The organism is Trueperella sp. LYQ141, from assembly GCF_046599555.1.
In the GTDB taxonomy this organism is placed as follows: Bacteria; Actinomycetota; Actinomycetes; order Actinomycetales; family Actinomycetaceae; genus Trueperella.
The window spans coordinates 1-22,002 of sequence record NZ_JBKIWQ010000006.1 but is presented as its reverse complement, the minus strand read 5'-3'; the positions used below and the strand labels follow the sequence as shown (position 1 = coordinate 22,002).

24 protein-coding genes and 1 tRNA gene are annotated in these 22,002 nt (G+C 55.4%); 2 read left to right on the top strand and 23 right to left on the bottom strand.

Annotation, left to right across the window (positions count from 1 at the left end; genetic code table 11):
- Nucleotides 1-6 precede the first annotated feature (6 nt).
- From ACLHIJ_RS06110 to rpmE, 17 genes are all read right to left on the bottom strand, one after another.
- Entirely contained in the window at nt 7-303 is a 297-nt protein-coding gene (locus ACLHIJ_RS06110; RefSeq protein ID WP_411297114.1) for an ATP/GTP-binding protein, read from the bottom strand.
- Nucleotides 303-998: an endonuclease NucS gene (gene nucS, locus ACLHIJ_RS06105; protein ID WP_411298697.1), complete on the bottom strand. Its 696-nt coding sequence runs from the start codon at nt 996-998 to the stop codon at nt 303-305. The genes ACLHIJ_RS06110 and nucS overlap by 1 nt, the downstream gene beginning before the upstream one ends.
- Nucleotides 999-1,043: 45 nt before the next feature.
- Nucleotides 1,044-1,445 carry a DUF2550 family protein gene (locus tag ACLHIJ_RS06100; protein ID WP_411298696.1) on the bottom strand — a complete coding sequence of 134 codons (402 nt, stop codon included), beginning with the start codon at nt 1,443-1,445 and terminating at the stop codon, nt 1,044-1,046.
- On the bottom strand, nt 1,442-1,723 hold the full coding sequence (locus ACLHIJ_RS06095) for a F0F1 ATP synthase subunit epsilon (RefSeq protein ID WP_411297111.1): 282 nt from the start codon (nt 1,721-1,723) through the stop codon (nt 1,442-1,444). Before ACLHIJ_RS06095 ends, ACLHIJ_RS06100 begins: the two co-directional genes overlap by 4 nt.
- Nucleotides 1,720-3,180 (bottom strand): F0F1 ATP synthase subunit beta, encoded by a 1,461-nt coding sequence (atpD, locus tag ACLHIJ_RS06090; RefSeq protein WP_411297110.1) that lies wholly within the window; start codon nt 3,178-3,180, stop codon nt 1,720-1,722. Before atpD ends, ACLHIJ_RS06095 begins: the two co-directional genes overlap by 4 nt.
- A 25-nt stretch (nt 3,181-3,205) precedes the next feature.
- Complete coding sequence (locus ACLHIJ_RS06085; protein ID WP_411297109.1) at nt 3,206-4,093, bottom strand: F0F1 ATP synthase subunit gamma; 888 nt, start codon at nt 4,091-4,093, stop codon at nt 3,206-3,208.
- A 2-nt stretch (nt 4,094-4,095) separates the two neighbouring features.
- Entirely contained in the window at nt 4,096-5,721 is a 1,626-nt protein-coding gene (gene atpA, locus ACLHIJ_RS06080) for a F0F1 ATP synthase subunit alpha (protein ID WP_411297108.1), read from the bottom strand.
- 41 nt (nt 5,722-5,762) lie between these two features.
- Nucleotides 5,763-6,572: a F0F1 ATP synthase subunit delta gene (locus ACLHIJ_RS06075; RefSeq protein ID WP_411298694.1), complete on the bottom strand. Its 810-nt coding sequence runs from the start codon at nt 6,570-6,572 to the stop codon at nt 5,763-5,765.
- 3 nt (nt 6,573-6,575) lie between these two features.
- Nucleotides 6,576-7,136, bottom strand: coding sequence for a F0F1 ATP synthase subunit B (gene atpF / locus ACLHIJ_RS06070; protein WP_411297106.1), 561 nt, complete (start codon nt 7,134-7,136; stop codon nt 6,576-6,578).
- Complete coding sequence (atpE, locus tag ACLHIJ_RS06065) at nt 7,136-7,345, bottom strand: ATP synthase F0 subunit C (protein WP_411297105.1); 210 nt, start codon at nt 7,343-7,345, stop codon at nt 7,136-7,138. Before atpE ends, atpF begins: the two co-directional genes overlap by 1 nt.
- A gap of 27 nt (nt 7,346-7,372) precedes the next feature.
- A complete protein-coding gene (gene atpB / locus ACLHIJ_RS06060) occupies nt 7,373-8,194 on the bottom strand; it encodes a F0F1 ATP synthase subunit A (protein ID WP_411298692.1) in 822 nt (273 codons plus the stop codon).
- A 178-nt stretch (nt 8,195-8,372) separates the two neighbouring features.
- Nucleotides 8,373-8,807, bottom strand: a complete 435-nt coding sequence (locus tag ACLHIJ_RS06055) for a hypothetical protein (protein WP_411298691.1) — start codon at nt 8,805-8,807, stop codon at nt 8,373-8,375.
- Nucleotides 8,804-9,913 carry an MraY family glycosyltransferase gene (locus ACLHIJ_RS06050; protein WP_411297102.1) on the bottom strand — a complete coding sequence of 370 codons (1,110 nt, stop codon included), beginning with the start codon at nt 9,911-9,913 and terminating at the stop codon, nt 8,804-8,806. The genes ACLHIJ_RS06055 and ACLHIJ_RS06050 overlap by 4 nt, the downstream gene beginning before the upstream one ends.
- Nucleotides 9,910-10,527 carry an L-threonylcarbamoyladenylate synthase gene (locus ACLHIJ_RS06045; protein ID WP_411298689.1) on the bottom strand — a complete coding sequence of 206 codons (618 nt, stop codon included), beginning with the start codon at nt 10,525-10,527 and terminating at the stop codon, nt 9,910-9,912. The genes ACLHIJ_RS06050 and ACLHIJ_RS06045 overlap by 4 nt, the downstream gene beginning before the upstream one ends.
- The gene (locus tag ACLHIJ_RS06040) at nt 10,524-11,645 is read right to left on the bottom strand and encodes a N5-glutamine methyltransferase family protein (RefSeq protein WP_411298687.1); all 1,122 of its coding nucleotides are present in this window, start codon (nt 11,643-11,645) and stop codon (nt 10,524-10,526) included. The genes ACLHIJ_RS06045 and ACLHIJ_RS06040 overlap by 4 nt, the downstream gene beginning before the upstream one ends.
- Entirely contained in the window at nt 11,645-12,760 is a 1,116-nt protein-coding gene (gene prfA, locus ACLHIJ_RS06035) for a peptide chain release factor 1 (RefSeq protein ID WP_411297164.1), read from the bottom strand. Before prfA ends, ACLHIJ_RS06040 begins: the two co-directional genes overlap by 1 nt.
- A 78-nt stretch (nt 12,761-12,838) precedes the next feature.
- On the bottom strand, nt 12,839-13,051 hold the full coding sequence (rpmE, locus tag ACLHIJ_RS06030) for a 50S ribosomal protein L31 (protein ID WP_411297099.1): 213 nt from the start codon (nt 13,049-13,051) through the stop codon (nt 12,839-12,841).
- Nucleotides 13,052-13,072: 21 nt separating this feature from the next.
- On the opposite strand from rpmE, the gene ACLHIJ_RS06025 reads away from it, so the two are divergent.
- Nucleotides 13,073-13,198, top strand: coding sequence for a hypothetical protein (locus tag ACLHIJ_RS06025; protein WP_411297098.1), 126 nt, complete (start codon nt 13,073-13,075; stop codon nt 13,196-13,198).
- 2 nt (nt 13,199-13,200) lie between these two features.
- Here the strand turns inward: ACLHIJ_RS06025 and rho are convergent, their stop codons facing one another.
- The 6 genes from rho to argS all read right to left on the bottom strand — a co-directional run bounded on the left by rho (nt 13,201) and on the right by argS (nt 21,654).
- On the bottom strand, nt 13,201-15,000 hold the full coding sequence (gene rho / locus ACLHIJ_RS06020) for a transcription termination factor Rho (RefSeq protein ID WP_411298685.1): 1,800 nt from the start codon (nt 14,998-15,000) through the stop codon (nt 13,201-13,203).
- Between the two features lie 206 nt (nt 15,001-15,206).
- Nucleotides 15,207-16,100 (bottom strand): homoserine kinase, encoded by an 894-nt coding sequence (gene thrB, locus ACLHIJ_RS06015; RefSeq protein WP_411297096.1) that lies wholly within the window; start codon nt 16,098-16,100, stop codon nt 15,207-15,209.
- A complete protein-coding gene (thrC, locus tag ACLHIJ_RS06010) occupies nt 16,097-17,200 on the bottom strand; it encodes a threonine synthase (protein WP_411297095.1) in 1,104 nt (367 codons plus the stop codon). Before thrC ends, thrB begins: the two co-directional genes overlap by 4 nt.
- Nucleotides 17,200-18,483, bottom strand: coding sequence for a homoserine dehydrogenase (locus tag ACLHIJ_RS06005; RefSeq protein ID WP_411298683.1), 1,284 nt, complete (start codon nt 18,481-18,483; stop codon nt 17,200-17,202). Before ACLHIJ_RS06005 ends, thrC begins: the two co-directional genes overlap by 1 nt.
- A complete protein-coding gene (gene lysA, locus ACLHIJ_RS06000) occupies nt 18,480-19,967 on the bottom strand; it encodes a diaminopimelate decarboxylase (protein ID WP_411297093.1) in 1,488 nt (495 codons plus the stop codon). Before lysA ends, ACLHIJ_RS06005 begins: the two co-directional genes overlap by 4 nt.
- Nucleotide 19,968: 1 nt before the next feature.
- Nucleotides 19,969-21,654, bottom strand: coding sequence for an arginine--tRNA ligase (gene argS, locus ACLHIJ_RS05995; RefSeq protein ID WP_411297092.1), 1,686 nt, complete (start codon nt 21,652-21,654; stop codon nt 19,969-19,971).
- A 214-nt stretch (nt 21,655-21,868) separates the two neighbouring features.
- On the opposite strand from argS, the gene ACLHIJ_RS05990 reads away from it, so the two are divergent.
- Nucleotides 21,869-21,941 (top strand) — tRNA-Arg (locus tag ACLHIJ_RS05990).
- Nucleotides 21,942-22,002: the final 61 nt, after the last annotated feature.

Sequence of the window (22,002 nt, the reverse complement as noted above, 5' to 3'; positions counted from 1 at the left end):
TTCAGACTACCACGCTGTAGCTTGATGACCTCGCGCTTTCCAACAACTCGTATGCCAATGTCGGCGTGCCTCTTGCCCCGCCGTCGGGCCAAACCACGAGTCCTCCGTCCATGCCACCACATGAGCTTCGCCTACCATAATTCGCCCCTGACATCCGGGGCACACATACTCTTTACGTGCTGCACGGATATGGCGAACCGTGAATTCCATGCCGTTATCAGCCATCTCATAACGGGTGTAACCCATCAGGCGCTCAATATTCAGCGGGGCACTAACAGGTGGTTTGCGTCGTCGTTTCGCCATTAGAACAGCCGGTCTTCTGGATTATCTAAACCGCGCATCGCATCGTAATCCAAAACCACGCACTCGATACCGCGATCTTCTGCTAATACGCGTGCTTGAGCTTTGATCTCCTGCGCAGCAAAAATACCCCGAATAGGCCGCAACGTCGAATCACGCTCCAACAGGGTTAAATAACGAGTTAATTGCTCTACCCCGTCAATCTCACCGCGACGTTTAACCTCTACTGCAATATGGCCACCATCGCTATCAACAACCATGAGATCCACTGGCCCGATTGCCGTCGGATACTCACGACGAATTAGCCGTACACCAGGACCAAGAAGTTCGGTCTGCTCTGCCAACAGTTTTTGCAGATGAGCCTCCACTCCATCTTTACGAAGCCCCGGTTCATCACCCAAAATTTGGGAATACTCATGATGGATCTCGAAAATCCGGATGACGAGGACGTCATTCGTCTTGTCGTTCTCAACCCGCCACACCTGTTGGACTCCAGCTTGACGATCGGCTTCTTCTGGATCAAGCTCGCGCAAGGTACACGGCGGTGACATCCAATTCAGCGGTTTATAAGAGCCTCCATCTGCATGGATTAAAACTGCGCCATCTGCTTTCAGCATTAGAACGCGAACTGCCTGTTCTAAATGAGCATCTAAGCGACCCGAATAGTCAACAGCACAGGTGGCAACCACAATACGCACAAGACGTCCTTCCTCTCAGCAGCCAGCTTAGCTTACTACACGAGGTCAGCCGAATTGGGGCTCCGATTCTGGCGCGGCTGACTCCAACCACGACAATATCGCCTCCACCGCCAGCTGTTCGCACGCTAACTCGTATTCCTGGCCATCAACATGAACACTCAGGAACCGGATACTTGCTTCGCCGCCGATACGATCCGCCGACATACCGCGCCGATCCCAGCGCGCCAGCGGACTCCAGCGCAACGCACGCGGGAAAATCACCAGATGCCGCCCGCCCATCACGCCAATGCCGTAGCGCCACCGTTCACCCGAACAGCGCACCGCCACTTGGATAGCTCCCGGGCGGCGCAACAGCGAGCGCAACCGAATCACATAACCAGCCAGGACGACACATACTAAGCCCAAGAACACGCATAAGGCCGCTACGATGCCGTCCGACACAGTCACGACTGTATCCCTGCGATTTCTGTGGCCGTCTCATCGTCGTAGTTCTCCACCACGACCGAGATATGATCCTCGTCTACCGTCACGAACCCGGCACCAATGTTGATGCTCTGCGCAACACCATCCGAGCGCACAAAACGCACCGTACCCTTATGCACAACCGCCATAATCGGCTCGCGCCCAGGCAAGATTCCCATCTCACCGTTGTATGCGGGCACGACTACCGAGGAGACCTCACCTGAAAAGAGGACTCCGGATCGGGCTACCACGTCGAGTTTCATGATTCCTTCTGGAGCTTGTGCCAGGCGCGCTCGATATCCTCGATACCGCCGATATTGAAGAATGCCTGTTCCGGCACATGATCGTATTCGCCATCAACGATACGACGGAAGGCTTCCACAGTTTCAGCGATCGGAACCGTTGAGCCCTCCACGCCCGTGAACTTCACAGCCGTGTATGTATTCTGCGATAGATACTGCTCAATCCGGCGAGCACGCGCCACGGTGATCTTATCTTCTTCAGAAAGCTCATCGACACCCAGAATAGAGATGATATCTTGCAGTTCTTTGTTCTTTTGCAAGATTGCTTTCACGCGGGTTGCCACGTCGTAGTGTGCCTGCCCAACATACTGCGCATCCAAGATACGCGAAGACGAAGCCAAAGGATCCACCGCCGGATACAAGCCTCGCGAAGCAATTTCTCGGGAAAGTTCCGTCGTCGCATCCAAATGCGCGAAGGTTGTGGCCGGAGCCGGATCGGTGTAATCATCGGCCGGCACGTAAATCGCCTGCAGCGAGGTAATCGAATGACCGCGAGTAGAGGTAATACGCTCTTGGAGCGCGCCCATCTCATCTGCCAAGGTCGGTTGGTATCCCACTGCAGAGGGCATACGACCCAACAGCGTGGAAACCTCCGAGCCTGCCTGGGTAAAACGGAAAATGTTATCAATGAAGAGCAGGACGTCTTGGTTTTGCACATCACGGAAGTATTCCGCCATCGTCAGGCCAGACAGCGCGATACGCAGACGCACCCCCGGCGGTTCATCCATCTGGCCAAAGACGAGCGCCGTCTTATCCAGAACTTCAGCCTCTTTCATCTCCATGATGAGGTCGTTGCCCTCACGGGTACGTTCTCCCACTCCAGCAAAGACTGACACACCACCGTGATCCTGGGCCACGCGCTGAATCATCTCCTGAATCAGCACCGTCTTACCCACACCAGCGCCACCGAACAAGCCGATCTTGCCGCCCTGAACATACGGTGTTAACAGGTCAATAACCTTAATGCCCGTCTCGAACATCTTGGTTTCTGGTTCTAGCTGATCGAAGGTTGGCGCGTTGCGGTGAATCGGCCAGCGTTCCTTGACCTCCAGCGTCTCACCGTCGGCCAAGTTCAGGCACTCACCGACCACGTTGAACACGCGGCCCTTCGTCACGTCACCGACCGGAACAGAAATCGGAGCCCCAGTGTTGGTAACTTTTGCCCCGCGAACCAAACCGTCGGTCGGTTTCATCGCGATGGTGCGCACGATGTTATCACCCAAGTGCTGGGCGACTTCCAAGGTCATTGCCACCTTGTTCGGTGCGCCATCGGAGTCTTCGGCAGGCAAAGTCACTTCGGTTTGCAGCGCATAGTTAATCTCCGGAAGCGCGTCCGGCGGGAACTCGACGTCTACGACCGCGCCGACCACCTGAACGATGCGTCCAGTTGCAAGTTTCTGTGTCGTTTCGACTGACATATTTTCTTCCTTTTCCAGCGGGCGCTTACTTTCCGAGACTGTCGGCGCCGGAGATGATTTCGGTGATTTCTGTCGTGATCTCCGCCTGGCGGGCGTTATTCGCCAAACGGGTGTAATCCTGAATGAGTTCTTGCGCATTTTCAGTAGCGGAATGCATTGCTTGCTGGCGGGAAGCCAACTCCGATGCCGCCGCCATTAGCAAGACGGAATGAATACGCTGTGAAATGTACATCGGTAGCAAGGCGTCGAACAGGGCGCGACCCGAAGGCTCAAATTCGAACAATGCCCGCTGCTCAGTATCAGCGTCATCCGCATCAACCATTTGCACGGGCAGCATGCGCCGCACTTCAACGCGCTGCGTAATCATGGATTCAAAACGGGTATAAACCACATGCAACTCGCCGATCCCGCCATCTTCATCAGCGGCAAGGAACCGATTGAGGAACTCGGTAGCGATCTCATGGGAGGTCTCCACCGAAGGCTTATCTGATTCCCCGATCCAGGAATTAGCCACCTCAACGCCGCGGAAACCATAGTGCGATACCCCGCGCCGCCCGTACACATAAAGAACTGGCTCTTTGCCTTGAGCGGTTAACTCGGCACGCAGTCGATCGGCTTCCCGCAGCACGGACGCTGAATACGCGCCTGCCATGCCACGATCAGAGGTCACCACAAAGACGATAACGCGCTTCGTATCGGTACGTTCGTTCAATAGCGGGTGTTCTTCATCAGCGTGGGAGGCAACAGCGGCGATCGAATCCGTCAAGGCACGAGTATATGGATCTTGCCCTAACGCATTCTCACGCGCTTTACCCACCCGAGAAGCTGCAATGAGCTCCATCGCAGAGAAGACCTTTTCGAGCGTTTGCGTCGCTCGGATCTTCTGTTTGTAGATACGCTGCTCGCCCGCCACTGTTAGCTCCTCTTAGCCCGGACGATCTTCTCTTGCGATCTTTGCGCAGGATCTACCTCGTCAGAGGGCAGATCAACCGAGTCATGAGCAGAGGTGAAGGAATCCAGGAATTTCTGCGTTGCCTCCCGCAATGTATCCTCGGTTTCCTGCTCCAACAGGCCCGTGTTCGTAATGACGTCGAGAACATCCGTATTGTGGCGCAGATAATCGAGCAAACCGGCCTCAAACCGAGCGACATCCTTCGTCTCAATCGTATCGAGATACCCATTCGTTCCGGCCCATACCGAAGCGACCTGCTCAGCAACTGCATACGGGGTGTACTGCGGCTGCTTGAGCAACTCCATGATGCGCTCACCACGAGTGAGCTGACGACGAGTTGTGGCATCCAAATCTGAGGCGAACATCGCGAAGGCTGCCTGTGCTCGGTATTGAGCTAAGGTGATCTTCAGCGTACCGGCGACCTTCTTCATGGCTTTGATCTGAGCGTCGCCACCAACTCGCGAGACGGAGATACCGACGTCCACAGCCGGACGCTGATTGGCGTTGAACAGATCGGACTGCAAGAAGATCTGACCGTCAGTAATGGAGATGACGTTAGTGGGAATATACGCCGAGACGTCATTCGCTTTCGTTTCGATAATCGGCAGACCCGTCATCGAACCCGCGCCGTACTCATCAGAGAGCTTGGCACAACGCTCCAATAACCGAGAGTGCAGGTAGAAGACGTCACCGGGGTATGCCTCGCGCCCTGGTGGGCGACGCAGCAGCAAGGACACCGAACGATATGCCTCTGCTTGCTTGGACAAATCATCGAAGATAATCAGGACGTGCTTGCCCTGGTACATCCAGTGCTGACCGATTGCCGATCCGGTATAAGGCGCCAGGTATTTGAAGCCAGCCGAATCAGAAGCGGGAGCAGCGACGATCGTGGTGTACTCTAGCGCACCGTTGCGTTCCAAAGTGGCCCGCACGGAAGCAATCGTGGACCCCTTTTGACCGATTGCCACGTAAATGCAGCGCACCTGCTTATTCGGATCGCCGGATTCCCAATTTTCTTTCTGGTTCAAGACGGTATCAATCGCCAGAGCCGTCTTGCCGGTCTTGCGATCACCAATAATTAGCTGACGTTGGCCACGCCCAATCGGAATCATGGCGTCAATTGCTTTGATGCCTGTTTGCAGCGGTTCATGCACTGATTTACGCATCATGACGCCAGGGGCTTGCAGTTCGAGAGCGCGCCGCCCATCAAGGTCACTGATCTCGCCCAGCCCATCCAGGGGGCGACCCAGGGGATCAACGACCCGCCCCAGGTATCCCTCTCCGACGGGAACAGAGAGCACCTCGCCTGTGCGACGTACCTCCATCCCCTCTTGGATATGGGCGAAATCGCCAAGCACCACAACACCGATCTCGCGTTCTTCCAGATTCATCGCTAGACCCAGCGTGCCATCCTCGAACTTCAACAGTTCGTTCGCCATCGCGCCCGGCAATCCCTCCACACGGGCAATACCGTCGGCGGTAAGGTTTACGTGGCCCACTTCCTCGCTCACCGCTTTTGCGGGTTCGTAGGAGTTGACAAAGCTGTCCAGCGCGGCCCGAATCTCCTCCGGCTTAATCAGTTCAGCCATTCATCTTCCTTCGTTCGAACGCGGCACCCAGCCGCGGTACATCAATGGGTAAAAACCTCGCGTACAGCCTTGAGGCGGCTAGCGATGGTGCCGTCAATAACGTCATCGTCCACGTGTACTCGTACCCCGCCGATAACGGAGGTATCGATCGTGACGTGGATATGCACGTCTTTGCCATATTTTGCGCTCAAGATGCGCCCTAGGCGCGCTTCTTGTTCGGTGGTTAACGGGATTGCACTGGTCACAGACGCAACAAGATGATCTGCCATCTGTGCGGTTGCCCGCAAATAGGACCGCAATGCCGAGGCGATCGTCTTTTCCCCGTGTGCAATAGCCCGTTTAATCAGTTCAACGGTATATGGGCTGGCCGACGCAAAAATCTGCGTAGCCAGATTCTGCCGCAATTCCAGGGGCTGATTTACCGAGGTAAATGCCAAACGCAATTCCCGCTGATCCTTGAGCAGCCGAGAGCTTTGGTACAGTTCTTCCTCAACCGTTCCCAGCATTCCCTCGCGTCGAGCACCGACGAGTATGGCGTGAACGCCAAGATGCTCCAGGGCAAGACGCAAATCGCCGTTCTGTGACCACTGATCGCGAGCCAAGCCCATGACCAGTTCCGTCACTTCGTCATTTACTCGACCGCTGAGAACGTCGTGGGCCAAGGCAGCGCGATCATCAGGGCTGCGTGCCCCGTCTTCTAGCGCATTGCTCAGCACCGCCGAGTTACGCAGCACATCCATTACGGTGAACACTTCGCGTGCCAGCGCCATCTCATCACCGGCGCGCGTGAGAAGGTACCCTTCCCAGCGCTCACAGGCTCGGTTTAATGCTGCTTTGCTCCCTGAACGCATCGTTTAGTCCTCCGACTTGTGTGCAAGAGTCGTCGGGGCTGTTGCTTCAAGCTCGTCAAGGAAGCGGTCAATGACTCGGCGTGCCATCGCCTCGTCGGTAATCGCTTCACCGACGATCCGCCCGGCAAGTTCCGTAGCGAGTTTGCCGACGTCACCTTCCAAGGCGCTCATAGCGGCCGCCGTATCAGCGTCAATGCGACGCTGTGCATTGGCAATAATGCCCTCTGCTTCGTCGCGCGCTTTCGTCTGGGCGTCGTGAACAATCGCCTTGGCGTTATCCTGGGCGTGTTCCCGAATACCAGCCGCCTCCCGCTGGGCTTGCCGGATCTTTTCGGTCAGTTGAGCTTGCTGGTCAGCAACTTCAGCGCGCGCCTCCTGTGCGGCCCGCAAACCTTCATCAATCTTCTCCGAACGCTCATCTAGCATCGCGGAGAAAGACGGCCAGCCGAACTTATAGATGGCAATGGCAACGATGACGAAGGCCAACGACCCCCAAATCAAATCGGGTATCGCGGGGATGATTGAGAATCCCCCACCGCTGGCTAACGTCGCAGACTGCATCATCACACTCCGAATACCAGGCCGGCACCGAAGCCGATCAGCGCCAAGGCCTCAGCGAATGCCATAGAGATAAACATGTTCACACGCAATGCGCCGGCCATCTCTGGCTGACGAGCGGTGGCTTCCTGGTTCTTCGAGCCGATTAAACCGATACCAATACCGGGGCCGAGGGTAGCAAGACCATAACCAATAGTTGCGATGTTACCGATCATGTGGGGTTCCTTTTGTATTGTTGGTTATCAGTGTTCTGAGATGGACAAAGAGATATATGCAGCCGAGAGCATGGCGAAGATGTAGGCTTGCAACGCCCCCACCATGATCTCGAAGCACACGAAGGCGACACCGGCCACGAAAGTTAACGTGCCGAATACACCGCCTAAAACGCCCGAGAGCGTGAAGTACAAGAAATGCGTTCCGACGAAACATAAGACCAGGATCAAATGACCGGCAATCATGTTCATGAACAGACGGAAAGTCAGGGTAACCGGACGCAGAATAAAGTTCGATAAGAACTCAATGGGCACCATGATGATGTACAGCCACCACGGAACTCCCTTGGGCGCTAGCTGTTCGATGAAGAAGTGCAAACCTCGGGCTTTGATTCCGGCGACGATAAAGCCAATATAGGCAAAGATCGCGTAGATCAGCGGCATACCAATCAGTGAGGTACCGGCGATCTGCAGGCCTGGGATAATGCCCGTAATATTCATGAAGAATACGCCCATGAAGATAGTCATGAGCATCGGCTGGTAGGCTTTTGCCGCTTCCTTGCCGATAACTTCGTCAGCAATCTGGACGCGCGAAATATCCATAATGGATTCGATGATCGCTTGCCCTCGCCCGGGAACAAGTTTGGCCCGCTTGGCATACCACATCATCAAGATCAAAATGACGAAAGCGGAAATGAGGCGAATGAGCAAGATACGATTCAGCTCAAACGGAGTACCTGCAAAGAGTAGCGCTGGTGGGCTGAATTCGTGATCAATCGCAGGAGGCTCGAAGGATCCTCCGCCTGCCTCAGTAAAGACGGGCAATGATGCAAGCTTGAGCAACAGATTCACAGTGTGCAATATCCCCATCTCGATGCCGTGCCCCAGTTCCACTTCGAACTGTTAAGAGCCTTAACCAGGATTAACTTTACCTGAAGATTTTTCTGCTTTTCAAAGAAGAACCAAAGACGCCAACTAGATATTCGCCACAGCCGGCTATCCGACCTCGCCTACCCCACATGCTCCGGCTTCAGCAGGACGAATTAGGCTCCGTATAATCCGCGATATATAGCGCCGAGCTCTTCGTCACTACCCAGCCGTACATCACCAAAGACACCGCAAAGAACAGCACCACAACGCCGAATACCACTCTGACGTTTAATGCAGCATTGTGCCGAATTAGTACCATGGCCAGCGCCATGACACCAATTTTGACCAGGTATGACAGGATCGAAAAAGCGCTGGTAAAGCGCGTAAAGTAACGAACAAGTAGCGCCATGAAAACCGCATTAAGCAAATTGATTCCGACGATAATCCACGCCGCGATAAGAATCTCCCGCCACCATTGCCCGCATACACATATACCGATAGCGGCGAGAATCATCGCCACACCGCTAGCTGCCAGCGTTGCCCGACAAATCACCTCGGAAGCACTCGGACGCCGCCCTGGATTCCGCCTACTCACTGCGATTCCGAATCACGTGCAGAAAACCACCCAAAACGTCTCCATGTAATGACGATGCCTAAAGCGGTGGCCACTAGACCAATGACCAACACAGAAAGACGCGGATAGATCGTGTATGCCACCGCAACGAATGACGCAACCGCCGTCCACATATATAAGATCAGGACGGCCGTTGTATGCGAATGCCCACGACGCAATAACCTGTGATGTAAATGCCCTGCATCTGCTGAAAATGGCGAGCGCCCTTGACGCACACGGCGCACCACCGCCCACATGAGATCAATCAACGGAATCGCCAAGACGAGTGCCGGAATAATCAACGGCATGAAAGCGGGAATCGCCTGCCGAGTATGCACCGTAGCCGGATCTATCTGACCAGTAACTAAAATGGCTGCCCCAGCAATGATCGTGCCCAGCATCAAAGCGCCAGAATCCCCCATGAAGATTTTTGCCGGATGGAAATTATGCGGCAAAAATCCAACACATGATCCGACGAGCGCCGCCAATACGACAACCGCCACCGAGGTGTAATCCCCAGGGGAGACCTCCCGCGTCAGATAATACGAATAGATGAAGAAAGCAAAGGCGGCGATTGCAATTGTGCCAGCAGCCAATCCGTCCAGGCCGTCAACAAAATTCACCGCATTGGCGATCATTACCACTAGGATCACCGTGGTAAATAACGTCAGGCGTGCCGAGCCAACCGTCAAACCAAAAAGTGGCACAGTCACTAGCTGCACACCTTGCCAGGCCATCACTCCAGCAGCAATCAACTCCCCAGCGAGTTTCGTGTACCACGTCAATTCCCAGATATCGTCAATCGTGCCTACTGCGCACATGATCCCGCCGCCCAAGACGATCGCCCATATACCTGAAGTATTCGAAAAAATCGGGTGTAAATACGGGATTTGCCAGGCGATCAGGAGAGCCACGAGAAATCCGGTGTAGATCGCTAAACCACCCAGCCGAGCCACCGGCGTTGAGTGAACGTCACGCTGCCGAATTTGCGTCATCGCCCCCGTCGCCAAGGCAGCTCGCAAAACAACAGGTACTAACAAAAACGTCAGCACCATCGCCAGCACCATAACGAGTACATAGACTCTCACAAGGCCACTCCCAATAGCTCAGACAGTAGCTGCGGAGCAATTGCCCCTACTCGAACAATACGCGGCGAACTAGATAGATCAATAATGGTTGATGGCGTCACCGAAGCGCAGACCGGACCAGCGAGATATAGGGCGATAGATTCACCGAGCTGCTCGTATGCCTCATCGACATCACGCGCCGGAGTGCGACCATGCAGATTCGCGCTTGTCACAGCCAGCGGGCCAATCTCAGCTAATAGAGCCAACGTATCTGGGCTATCGGGCATCCGCAGTGCCACCGTCCCATTCGTCTGACCTAGATCCCATCCCAAATTGGGGCGGGCCGGCAAGATAATCGTCAACGCCCCCGGCCAGTAATGCTCCATCAGGGTTTGGGCAGCGACATTAATCTCCGCACAGAGCTCACGCGCTTGGTCAATACTTGCCACCAGCACCGGAGGAGGCATCTGCCGAGTGCGAGATTTCGCTGCCAATAACGCCGTAATTGCCTGAGGATTACGCGGATCAGCGCCAATACCGTAGACGGTATCCGTCGGTAAACACAACACCTGCCCCGCCTCAATGACGCGACGCGCCTGAGCGCAGGCCAGCGGATCATTCACCGCGATCTTCATTGGCGTCCTTTCTGCGCATACACGTATCGGTACTCCCCCGTCAGATCCTTTCCGGTTCGGATCTGCGTCATCGCCAAATGTGCAGCGTAATCACGCATTGCGCCGGCTTGTTCATGAGCATGTTCCATGATGAGAATACCGCCCGAACGCAACAAGGTGTGTGCATGACGCATAATCTGCCGTGGAATGTCTAAACCGTCTGCACCCCCACCGAACAGGGCCAACTGCGGATCTTGCCGAACCTCCGGACTCAGTTCGTGGCTCGGTGGAACATACGGCGGATTAGAAACCACCAGATCCACCTGCCCTGCGAGCTCTGGTAAGCAGGTGCGCGCATCCGCATGGTGTAGCTGTACGAGGGCGCCGTAGCGCTGATTATTGCGCTGTGCGCTCTCCCATGCCACCTGATCGTATTCAACACCGTGAACGTGTACTGGCACCGGACTTTCAGTGGCTAAAGAAAGCGCAATAGCCCCCGAACCCGTACACAAATCGACAACGCATAACGGGCGCTGAGCCGCAGCCGGAACACCAGCATCGGCATGTTGATCCGCGTTCTGTGGCTGATTCGGGGGCGGGTTTTGGAACACGTTTTGGGGCGTCTTTTGGGCTACCACCTTTGTGCTATCAGTTGCCCGTTCCGCCGCCGATAGGCTAACTGGCTGTTGCCCGTGATGATATGCGGGGTGATCTGCTGTTTGCGTTTGCACAGAGCGCATATCCTCGCGCTGCCCCCAACGGCTGAGGTTATCTGAGGTCATGGTGATGTTCTCTGCCGCTAAATCTGACAAGGCTGCCAACGCGGCGTCCACCACGATTTCCGTCTCCGGCCGCACGATAAAAACCCCTGGGCGAGCTTCCAGCTCCACATAGCGAAACCACATGACCCCGCAGATATGTTGGAGTGGCTCTCGGGCAGCGCGCCGACGGACCAACTCGGCATAACGGGCCAATTCGTCCTCAGTAGGTACAGTGCGAATATCGAATATCGCACCGCGTTGTGCCGGACGTGATAACTGCCAGCAGTGTTCGGCTAAAATTCGTGCGTCGTGTGCGGGGCTATCCACGCCAGCATCAGCTAAAACCTGGCTAGCCTGCGCGATCTGACGCGCCCACATCAGCGCGCCTCAGCTTCCTCCGTCGCTGCCTTTAAGCGCTCTGCCTCATCCATTTCACGCAGAGAGTCAATCACTGCCTGCAGATCACCGTTGAGCACTGCGTCGAGATTATGGGCTTTGAAGCCCGTGCGATGATCCGCAATACGGTTCTCTGGGAAATTGTAGGTACGCACGCGCTCCGAACGATCAACTGTACGCACTTGCGAACGACGCTGATCAGCTTCTTTAGCCGCTTGTTCTTCCAACTGTGCCTGACGCAACCGTGCGCGCAGAATACGCATGGCCGATTCACGATTCTTAATCTGGGATTTCTCATCCTGCATCGAGACAGTAATACCCGTCGGCAAGTGGGTAATACGCACGGCAGAATCCGTCGTATTCACTGACTGCCCGCCCGGGCCTGAGGAGCGGTAGACGTCAATGCGCAAATCATTATCGTTGATTTCAACCTCTTCTGGCTCATCAACTTCCGCAAAGACGAGCACGCCTGCCGCTGAGGTATGCACTCGCCCTTGAGATTCCGTCACCGGCACGCGCTGGACTCGATGAACGCCTGCTTCATATTTCAGATGCGCCCATACCCCTTCAGCCGGATCCTCCGGGACGGATTTGGCTTTAATGGCGACCTGAACATCCTTATAGCCACCCAATTCCGTATCCGTGTGCGAGAGAATCTGGGTCGTCCATCCCTTAGATTCTGCATAACGCTGATACATTCGCAGAAGATCCGAAGCAAAGAGCGCTGACTCTTCACCACCTTCACCAGCTTTTACTTCCAAAATGACATCTCGGACGTCATCTGGATCGCGAGGAAGAAGCGCATCGCGCAGCGCCTCTTCAGCCTCAAGCACTTCCTGCTTTAAGCGCGGCAGCTCTTCGGCAAATAGCTCGCCATCTTCCCCACCGCCGGCGACAATCTCCTCCACTTCAGCAAGATCCTGCTGGGCAACACACCAACGTTCATAACGGGAAACCACCCGTCGCAACTGGGCATAACGCCGCCCCAGTGAGCGCAACTTATCTGGCTTTGCCAATACCTCGGGGGACGCCATCTGTGCCTCAATCGAGGCGTACTCTTCCGCTGCTGCAACAGCCGCCGGAAATTGGCTCATGATGCTCCATTCATCAGGGGATTAACACGGTGATATGGGAAACGCCGGTACAGTACTCTGCACCGGCGTTTTCAAGCTCAGTTACTTCTTGCGCTTACCGTAACGTGCCTCGAAGCGAGCGACGCGGCCGCCGGTATCCAAAATACGCTGCTTACCGATGTAGAACGGGTGGCATGCGTTGCACACGTCAACACGCAGCGATTCTGCAGGATAGGTGGAACGAGTTTCAAACTCGTTGCCGCACGTACAAGTGACCTTGAGGTCGTGGTAATCGGGATGAATTCCCTGCTTCATGATGTCTCCTTGGATCGTTTGATGCTCTGGGTCCACGATGCTGTGGTGAACCAGAAGCCGCCGGTCAATTTAACCACATTTACCCACTCCGGCGATACCGGCGGGGATGGTCAATACATCACACCGCCGATATTCACCGGCAGTTAGCGTTACTCAGCGCTACGCACAGAGCGCACGATAGACATTAAAAACTCGCCATTTGATTCCGTCTTGCGCATCCGCCCCAAAACGTAATCCGAAGCTTCTTGCACATCCAGCACACCCAGGGCGCGACGCAGATGCCACACAATCTTGAGCTCTTCTGGGGAGAACAACAGCTCTTCACGCCGCGTGCCCGACGCATTGATATCCACTGCCGGGAAAATACGGCGATCTGCCAACTGCCGGGAAAGGCGCAGCTCCATATTGCCAGTACCCTTGAACTCTTCGAAGATCACCTCGTCCATCTTTGATCCCGTCTCCACTAGCGCAGAGGCGATGATCGTCAGCGATCCCCCATTTTCGATGCTGCGTGCCGCACCAAAGAACTTCTTTGGCGGATACAGAGCCGCAGCATCCACACCACCAGAGAGGATTCGACCCGAGGCCGGCGCCGCCAAATTGTATGCCCGCGACAGACGGGTCAGTGAATCCAACAAGATCACCACGTCCTGGCCCAATTCCACCAGACGCTTCGCCCGCTCAACCGCTAGCTCAGCAACAATCGTGTGGTCGGAGGCTGGCCGATCAAAGGTCGAAGCAATGACTTCACCCTTCACCAGGCGTTGCATATCCGTGACTTCTTCTGGGCGCTCATCAACCAGCACAACCATCAGATGCACGTCCGGATTGTTCTTCGCGATTGCCATAGCAATCTGCTGCATGACGATCGTCTTACCGGCCTTAGGCGGCGAAACAATCAGACCACGCTGACCTTTACCGATTGGGGCCACAAGATCAATAATGCGAGTCGTCAGGGCCTTCTGCGTCGTCTCCAGGCGCAACATCTCGTTGGGGTACAACGGGGTGAGCTTATTAAACTCCGGACGCTGGATTGACTCTTCCGGCGGTAATCCGTTAATTGCCGTCACTTCTACCAACGGATTGTACTTATGCTGGCGACCGCGCCGGTTCGTCATATCCGAAACATCACGCACTGCGCCCTGGATCGCATCACCACGACGTAAACCGTAGCGACGAATGGTTTGGCTGGAAACGTAGGCGTCATTCTTGCCTGGCAGGTACCCACCCGTGCGCAGGTAGTTATTATTGCCGTCAGTATCGAGAATACCGGCCACTGGGATGAGCATATCGCCGGTATCCAGGGAATCTTCCGACCCAGATTCACGAATCTCCGCTGTTTCCGAACGGTCAAACTGGGCTGAGCGGGCCTCATCGCGGGTGTTATCTCGACCCTCGCGAGCGCCAGCGGACTGCCCAACCTGATTGCGCCGCATATCACCGTCATTTCCTTTGCGGTTACGACGATTGCGCTGCCGGTTGCGCGAACGGCGATCCCGTGAATCCTCATCGGCACGCGAATCTTCTGCCCGACGCTCAGCGGCATCTCCTAAAGCGGCTAAAGCAGCTTCTTTTTCTTCTTGGCTCATCGCCGGCTTGCCTGCAGCCCGAGTCGTAGCCGGCAGTTCGAGCTTCTGCCGAGGATTGCCATGCTGATTCGTCGTCTGTGCTGGCCGCCCCCGACGCCCCGCACGCGGGCGCTCCTCATTGGTAGCCTGAGTATTCTTCACTTCTGGAGTTTCTGGCGTTGGCGTGCGCATCGACTTAGGCTTCGGACCGCGCTGCACAGTCATTCCACCAGCGATGCGGGCCTCACGAATAGCTGTAATATAGGCCGGACGACGCGCCTGATCGGGCAGAGATAAGCCCATTGACGCTGCAATCGTCTTCAAATCGGCGAGGCGCATTGTTGAAATTGGGCCAGTAGGTAGCGATGAATTTTCGCTCACGAGGATCCTTCCTCAAACAAACATTGAACGGGAATTGGCCGGCTTCACGCACAAAGCGGAAAACAATGGATCTGATAATCAGAACTCGGCAAAACACGTGTAGCTAATCTACAACACAAGTGATACTGACGATCACTCTCGCGTGTCAGCATACTACATTTCACCCCGCAATAGGCAAACTGTAAACAGAAAAGAACTGAATGTAGCTAGCCGTGCACGGCGTGGGCGCCGCGTACCTGGGTGGAGCGGATAACGGACATCCCCTGAGCTGCCAAGGCCTTTTCCATTTGAGAATCCACTGACGCAAACACTAAAAGCGCTGGTCCCGCCCCAGAAACAACCACTGGCCAACCGGCAGATCGCAGAGCGCGTAGGACGCGAGCGCTATGTTCCATCGCCCCAGCTCGATAGTCTTGGTGGAGCCGATCTTCGGTCGCATCAAATAATAAATGTGGCGCATTTGTCAGAGCATGAACTAATAATCCTGCGCGCCCAGCATTAAAGGCCGCGTCGCTGTGCGGTACCTGATCCGGTAATACCGAACGAGCATGAGCAGTTGGCAGTACCTCTTGCGGCACCACAACCGTCGTACGAAGCTGCGGGTCAACCGGAATATTGACCGTGCGATAGGTCTGACCATGCTGCCAGGAGAGGGTCGTTCCGCCGAAAATTGCCGGGGCAGCATTATCTGGATGCCCTTCGTATTGGGTTGCTAGTCGCAAGACTTCATCTCGTGAAAACTCTTTTGGTTTACCGACGAGTTCCCGGACCAACATGAGCCCAGCCACCACAGCAGCAGCCGAGGAACCCAGACCTTTTCCGTGCGGAATTGCGTTACGGCAGACTAAATCAATGCCTGCCTGCGGCAAACCCAACAATGCACAGGTCTCCTGGATCACCCGAATAATGAGATGGGATTCATCGCGAGGCAGACTCTGGCTTCCCTCCCCGAGAATAACAGCGCGAGAGGTGCCCGTCGTCAACGTTACTGAGACTTCATCCCACACGTCATGGGCCATTCCCATCGAGTCAAAACCCGGACCCAGATTCCCCGAGGAGGCCGGCACCCGCACCTGTGCGTTATCACGAACGAATCTCACGACAGCCCCAATGCGGCAACCGCAGCGGTTAACGTCGGGGCAATAGGGGTAACTTCAAGCGGCTGTTCTCCCAAGGCGGTGGCCGTATCCTTCAACCCGTTCCCGGTAACTGTGCAGACGATTCGTGCTCCCTCAGGAACTTTGCCCTCTTGGGCTGCGTGGAGTAATCCAGCAATCGAGGCAGCCGATGCCGGTTCAACAAAAATCCCCACTTCACCTGCCAGTAGACGTTGTGCTTCGAGGATCTCCTCGTCATGTACCCGATCAATCCAACCGTGTGAATCGTCGCGCGCCTGCACGGCATAATCCCAGGACGCTGGATTCCCGATGCGAATCGCCGTGGCAATTGTCTCCGGTTCAGCAACGACGTGCCCGAGAACCAAAGGCGCAGCCTCCCACGCCTGGATCCCCCACATTTGGGGAACACGCTGGGATACCGGCGCGCAGCGGTGCGCACTATCTTCCATTGAGGCGCTCGTAGTGCGACCGGCGTACTCGTTATACCCCATCCAATACGCCGAAATATTTCCAGCATTTCCCACTGGCAAAACGTGAATATCGGGGGCTTCCCCTAACGCATCAACGACTTCAAAGGCTGCGGTTTTCTGCCCCTGCAAACGATATGGATTCACAGAATTAACGAGCGCCACCGGATATTTTTCGGTTAATTCGCGAACGATACGTAAACAGTCATCAAAGTTGCCATCCACCGCAACCAAATCTGCGCCATGAACGATTGCCTGGGCGATCTTGCCCGCCGCAATTTTTCCTGCTGGCAACACCACCGCACAGCGCAAACCGGCCGCCACCGCATAGGCGGCCGCCGAAGCAGAGGTATTCCCGGTAGACGCACACGCCACAATCTGAGTATCCGTCTGCTTGACGCGAGAGATCGCACTCGTCATGCCGCGATCTTTAAAAGATCCCGTCGGATTGGCACCTTCTACTTTGACGTAGACCTCAGCGCCAACTCGATCACTGAGTGCCCGAGCAGCAACAAGCGGCGTGCCGCCCTCGCCCAAGGTAACGACTGGATCGTCATTGGCAAAAGGCAATCTCTGTCGGTATTCCTCAATAATTCCCCGCCATTGATGCGCCATTATTCTTCCTCTACTCTCATTACCTGCAGCACTCGTTGAATCCGCTCGTCTACGTCCAGATGGGCTAAGGCACTCTGGAGATCACAGACGCGGGCGACATGCGTCATAACCGTGATATAGACGATACCGTCCCTCGTATCTGGATCGTGACGAACCGACGAAATTGAGACACCGGCATGTGCGAAGGCGCGAGCGATCTCAGCGAGCGCGCCGGGCGTATCCGTCACGCAAATTCGCACACAGAATGCAGAGCGGGATTCCTGCGGGGAAATAAGGTCAGATTCGCCGTAAATAATCTCCTGGGGAGCTCGCCCGCCGTGAACCTTTTTCGCAGCGGCCGCAACCACATCAGATAGCACTGCAGAGGCGGTAGGCGCACCTCCTGCCCCCAAACCGGAAAACATGAGGCGACCAGCCGCAAGTGAATCAATAATCACCGTATTGTACGAGCCGTGTACTCCAGCTAGCGGATGATCGTGTGCGACGAGCGTCGGGCATACCCGCACGTCAATGGCCTGAGTACGGGGATCACGGTCAGCGGTGGCCAATAACTTAATGACGTATCCCAGCTCTTTGGCAGCAGCAATATCGTCGGAGGTAATACTGCGGATCCCCTGGACTGTCACATCTTTGCGTAATATCCGCTGATGGAACGCAAGTGAAGCCAAAATAGCGATTTTCGCTGCCGCATCATCGCCGTCTACATCCGCGCTCGGATCAGCCTCCGCGTAGCCAAGGGATTGTGCCTGCGCAAGAGCCTGATCGAAGGGAAGGGCCTTGCGGGTCATCTCGTCGAGAATATAATTCGTGGTGCCGTTGAGAATCCCTTGAATCCGAGTGACGGTATCCCCCGCCAGTGATTCCCGCAGACCATATACCACGGGCACTGCCCCGGCAACTGCTGCCTCATAGTAGACATCAACATCATGTGCTTTAGCTAATTCATAGATCTCTGGACCATGCGCCGCCAGTAATGCTTTGTTTCCCGTCACGACGGAGGCACCTTGGCGCAGCGCCTGCGTCACCCAGGTGCGCGGTGGTTCAATACCGCCGATGAGTTCAATGACGATATCAGCCCGCGATATTAGTGAATCTACATCCGTGGTTAACAGTGAACGATCAATAGCCGGATGTCGCGGCGCGTCTAATCGAGATACCGCAATGCCAACCAGATCTAGCTCTGCCCCTGCCCGCGCTGAAAGAATATCGCGCTGTTGGGTCAACAGCCGTGCTACTTCCGTACCGACGGTACCGCATCCTAATAGCGCGATCGCAACGCTCATTGGGATTCTCCTTTTGCTTTCTCCGCAGTATCTCTGCCATCGCACCCAGTCAGCACAGTTAGCAGTTCGTTGGCGCTTAATAGCTCCAAACCAGCCGGCGCATCAGCTACTGCGCAATCTAAGGCCAGCAGATCAGCCACTGATTCTCGCCGCACAATCTCTCGACTCTGCCCGTCATACACGCTTACCACCCCTGGGCGGGCGATCATATTGTAATTGGACGCCATTGAGCGACCGTAAGCGCCCGTCACCGGCACGGCTAATACATCACCGATGCGCACATCTTCTGGCAAGGCAACATTATGGACGACGATATCACCCGATTCACAGTGCTTGCCGACCACACGTGCCTGCACTAACTGCGCAGAGCTAATCCGCTGCGCCAGGGTGGCCGTATAGTTCGCACCATATAACGCCGGGCGGATATTATCAGACATTCCGCCGTCAACTGATACGTAACGGCGCACACCTTCGTCCGTCTGGACGTCTTTTACCGCTAATACTCGATAGAGGGTTACCATCGCCGGACCGACGATAGATCGACCGGGCTCGATTGCGATCTTTGGCGCTGTTAGCCCCGTATGCGCGCAATGTTGCGCAACGACCTGTGCTAAAGCACGAGCAAAATCAGTGCGTGGGCAGGGCGCCTCATCTGGCTCCCAATAGCGAACCGCATATCCGCCCCCAAGATCAATTTCCGGAATAAGCCAGCCACGTTCTGCCGCCCAGGCACGCAACTCTAAGATCTTCTTTGCTGCCTCAATAAAGCCATCGACTCCGGTAATTTGCGAGCCAATATGGGAATGTAAGCCAATGAGACGCACGTGTGCACAACGCGAGATACGTTCAATGGCTTCCTGTGCCGCACCAGAGGCCAAAGATAGGCCGAATTTCTGATCCTCATGCGCGGTAGCAATGAACGTATGCCCACCCGCATGAATCCCCGTCGTTACTCGGATATATACCGGAGCAACCTGCCCGCGCGCTTGCGCGATACGCGCTACCTGTTCAATCTCCCCCAAGGAATCAATAACGATATGAGCAATGCCTGCCTTAAGTGCCAGCTCAATCTCCGCGTCCGTTTTTGCGTTACCGTGCAATCCAATACGCGCACCCGGAACGCCAGATGCCAAGGCCGTCACCAATTCCCCGTAGGAGGCACTATCAATGTTTAATCCCTCTTGTGCCACAATCTGCGCAACCGCCCCACACAAAAACGCTTTACCGGCGTAATACACCTGGGGCTGTGGACCATCCGCGAATGCGTCTCGCATCGCCTCCTGCCATGCGCGCGCCCGCTGGCGCATATCCGCCTCGTCAAGTATGAACGTCGGCGTCCCATAGGTAGCGACTAGCTCCGAAACTGGCACACCACCAATTTCCAATTCACCACGCGCATTGCGCCGAGCAGTAACCGGCCATATCCCATCGCCTTGCCCGTTCGGCTCGGGAGCAGGTAACGAAGCTGGTAATACTGAGGCCATATCACATCCGTTCTGGAGCAGTGACACCGAGCAAATCAAGCCCGTTGGCGAGCACCTGACCGACGGCATCATTTAGCCATAGACGGGCGACGTGGCGGCTGGTGATCTCTTCGTCAGCTCGCGGAGTGACCCGAGAAACCCCATACCAGGAGTGGTATGCAGCAGCCATCTGCTCAAGGTAACGAGCGATTCGATGCGTCTCACGCAGTTTCGCGCTGGTCGCAACCACTTCAGGATATTGCGCCAACACTCCCAGCAATGCTGCATCTGCTGGCGTATCCAACTGGCTCGGATCAAAATTATCTGCGGTTCGCACCACACCGTGTTCTTGCGCATTGCGAGCAACAGAACAGGTACGCGCATGGGCATATTGGACGTAGTAGACGGGATTGTCATTCGTCCGTGACGTGATGACATCCAAATCAATCTCCAGCGGGGTATCCATCGCAGTGCGAGCCAGAGAATACCGCGCCGCGTCTACGCCAGCAGCCTCAAGCAGATCAGTAAGCACAACGATTGTGCCTGCCCGCTTGGACATCTTCACCGGCTCACCGTTGCGTACCAAATTGACCAACTGGCCAATAATGATCTCCAGATTCTTTCCAACTCCCGCAGTATCCCCAAAGGCATTCGCCATCGCATACATACGCCCGATATAGCCGTGGTGATCGGCCCCTAAAATAATGACGACGTGATCGGCACCGCGGCTGCGCTTATCTAGGTAGTAAGCAATATCTCCAGAGAAGTACGCGGCGTTCCCATCGGACTTGATGATGACGCGATCCTTATCGTCACCAAAATCAGTGCTACGAAGCCACAGCGCGCCCTCCGAACGGAAAATAACGCCAGCCTTATCTAGACGCTGGATAGCAGCATCTACCGCACCTGATTCATGCAAAGTATCCTCATGGAAAAACACATCGAATTCCACTCGGAATTTCTGCAGTTCCTCTTTAATGGCGGCAAACATTAGCTCCACGCCCCGACGACGGAACACCTCGCGAGCCTCCTCGCGTGGCAGTTGCCGTGGATCTTCCTCCCCCGCAGCGATCGCTTGGTCAATCACCGTCTGAGCAATATCAGCGATGTACTGACCGCCGTAGGAATCAGCCGGAGGCTCTTCATTGCGTGCCCGCGCCAGAAGTGAAACGGCAAAGCGGTCAATCTGCGAACCGTGATCGTTGAAGTAATATTCCCGGACCACGTTGGCGCCCGCTGCCGCCAAAATACGAGCCAGGGAATCCCCTACCGCTGCCCAACGCGCACCGCCAATATGAATCGGACCCGTCGGGTTAGCCGAAACATACTCCAAGTTAATTGTTGACCCCGCTAATGCGTGCGATCGGCCGTATTGCGCACCAGCATTGCAAATCGTTCGAGCCAGTTCCCCTGCAGCCGCAGCATTTAACGTGATATTCATAAAGCCTGGACCAGCAATATCAACGGCAGCAATCGCTGAGGATTGACCAATGCGCTCGGCAAGAACCTCAGCGAAGGAACGGGGGCTCATACCGGCTTTCTTTCCCAACTGCATGGCGATATTCGTCGCCCAATCGCCATGCTCGCGATTGCGGGGGCGTTCCACTTTCACCGACGGGAGTTGCGCCGGATCCAAGGCAATTTCCCCTGCCTCGCAGGCAGCACGCAGACATGAAAGAATAAAATCGGAAAGTTCTTCTGGAGTCATGCCCATAGTCTAGCTAGGCTATGCCGATAGCTTGCAATCGTGTCCATAAAGCGAGGAATCTGACACGGGCAACAGGAGAAATACCTGAGGTTTTAGGTCCGTTAATTGCCGATTTAGCGGCAAAACGAAACGGCGCTTGACGCCCTCTGTTTCTCCCAACACTCGCCATGATTCGCAGTTTGCCAAGATAAGCTGTTAGACTATCGAATCGCCCGCCCCGATAGCTCAGGGGATAGAGCGTCTGCCTCCGGAGCAGAAGGTCGTAGGTTCGAATCCTATTCGGGGCACGTTTTACATGTGGTGGGGTTTGGGCAGGAAATGCCCAACCCCCCCCCCACCCCCTCCCTC

Bases quoted from the DNA above. Each gene is read 5' to 3' on its own strand.
- ACLHIJ_RS06110 (WP_411297114.1), bottom strand. From the start codon at position 303: ATGGCGAAACGACGACGCAAACCACCTGTTAGTGCCCCGCTGAATATT.
- ACLHIJ_RS06095 (WP_411297111.1), bottom strand. From the start codon at position 1,723: ATGAAACTCGACGTGGTAGCCCGATCCGGAGTCCTCTTTTCAGGTGAG.
- atpD (WP_411297110.1), bottom strand. From the start codon at position 3,180: ATGTCAGTCGAAACGACACAGAAACTTGCAACTGGACGCATCGTTCAG.
- atpA (WP_411297108.1), bottom strand. From the start codon at position 5,721: ATGGCTGAACTGATTAAGCCGGAGGAGATTCGGGCCGCGCTGGACAGC.
- ACLHIJ_RS06075 (WP_411298694.1), bottom strand. From the start codon at position 6,572: ATGCGTTCAGGGAGCAAAGCAGCATTAAACCGAGCCTGTGAGCGCTGG.
- atpF (WP_411297106.1), bottom strand. From the start codon at position 7,136: ATGATGCAGTCTGCGACGTTAGCCAGCGGTGGGGGATTCTCAATCATC.
- atpE (WP_411297105.1), bottom strand. From the start codon at position 7,345: ATGATCGGTAACATCGCAACTATTGGTTATGGTCTTGCTACCCTCGGC.
- ACLHIJ_RS06045 (WP_411298689.1), bottom strand. From the start codon at position 10,527: ATGAAGATCGCGGTGAATGATCCGCTGGCCTGCGCTCAGGCGCGTCGC.
- ACLHIJ_RS06040 (WP_411298687.1), bottom strand. From the start codon at position 11,645: ATGTGGGCGCGTCAGATCGCGCAGGCTAGCCAGGTTTTAGCTGATGCT.
- rpmE (WP_411297099.1), bottom strand. From the start codon at position 13,051: ATGAAGCAGGGAATTCATCCCGATTACCACGACCTCAAGGTCACTTGT.
- ACLHIJ_RS06025 (WP_411297098.1), top strand. From the start codon at position 13,073: ATGCTCTGGGTCCACGATGCTGTGGTGAACCAGAAGCCGCCGGTCAAT.
- thrC (WP_411297095.1), bottom strand. From the start codon at position 17,200: ATGGCGCATCAATGGCGGGGAATTATTGAGGAATACCGACAGAGATTG.
- ACLHIJ_RS06005 (WP_411298683.1), bottom strand. From the start codon at position 18,483: ATGAGCGTTGCGATCGCGCTATTAGGATGCGGTACCGTCGGTACGGAA.
- lysA (WP_411297093.1), bottom strand. From the start codon at position 19,967: ATGGCCTCAGTATTACCAGCTTCGTTACCTGCTCCCGAGCCGAACGGG.
- argS (WP_411297092.1), bottom strand. From the start codon at position 21,654: ATGACTCCAGAAGAACTTTCCGATTTTATTCTTTCATGTCTGCGTGCT.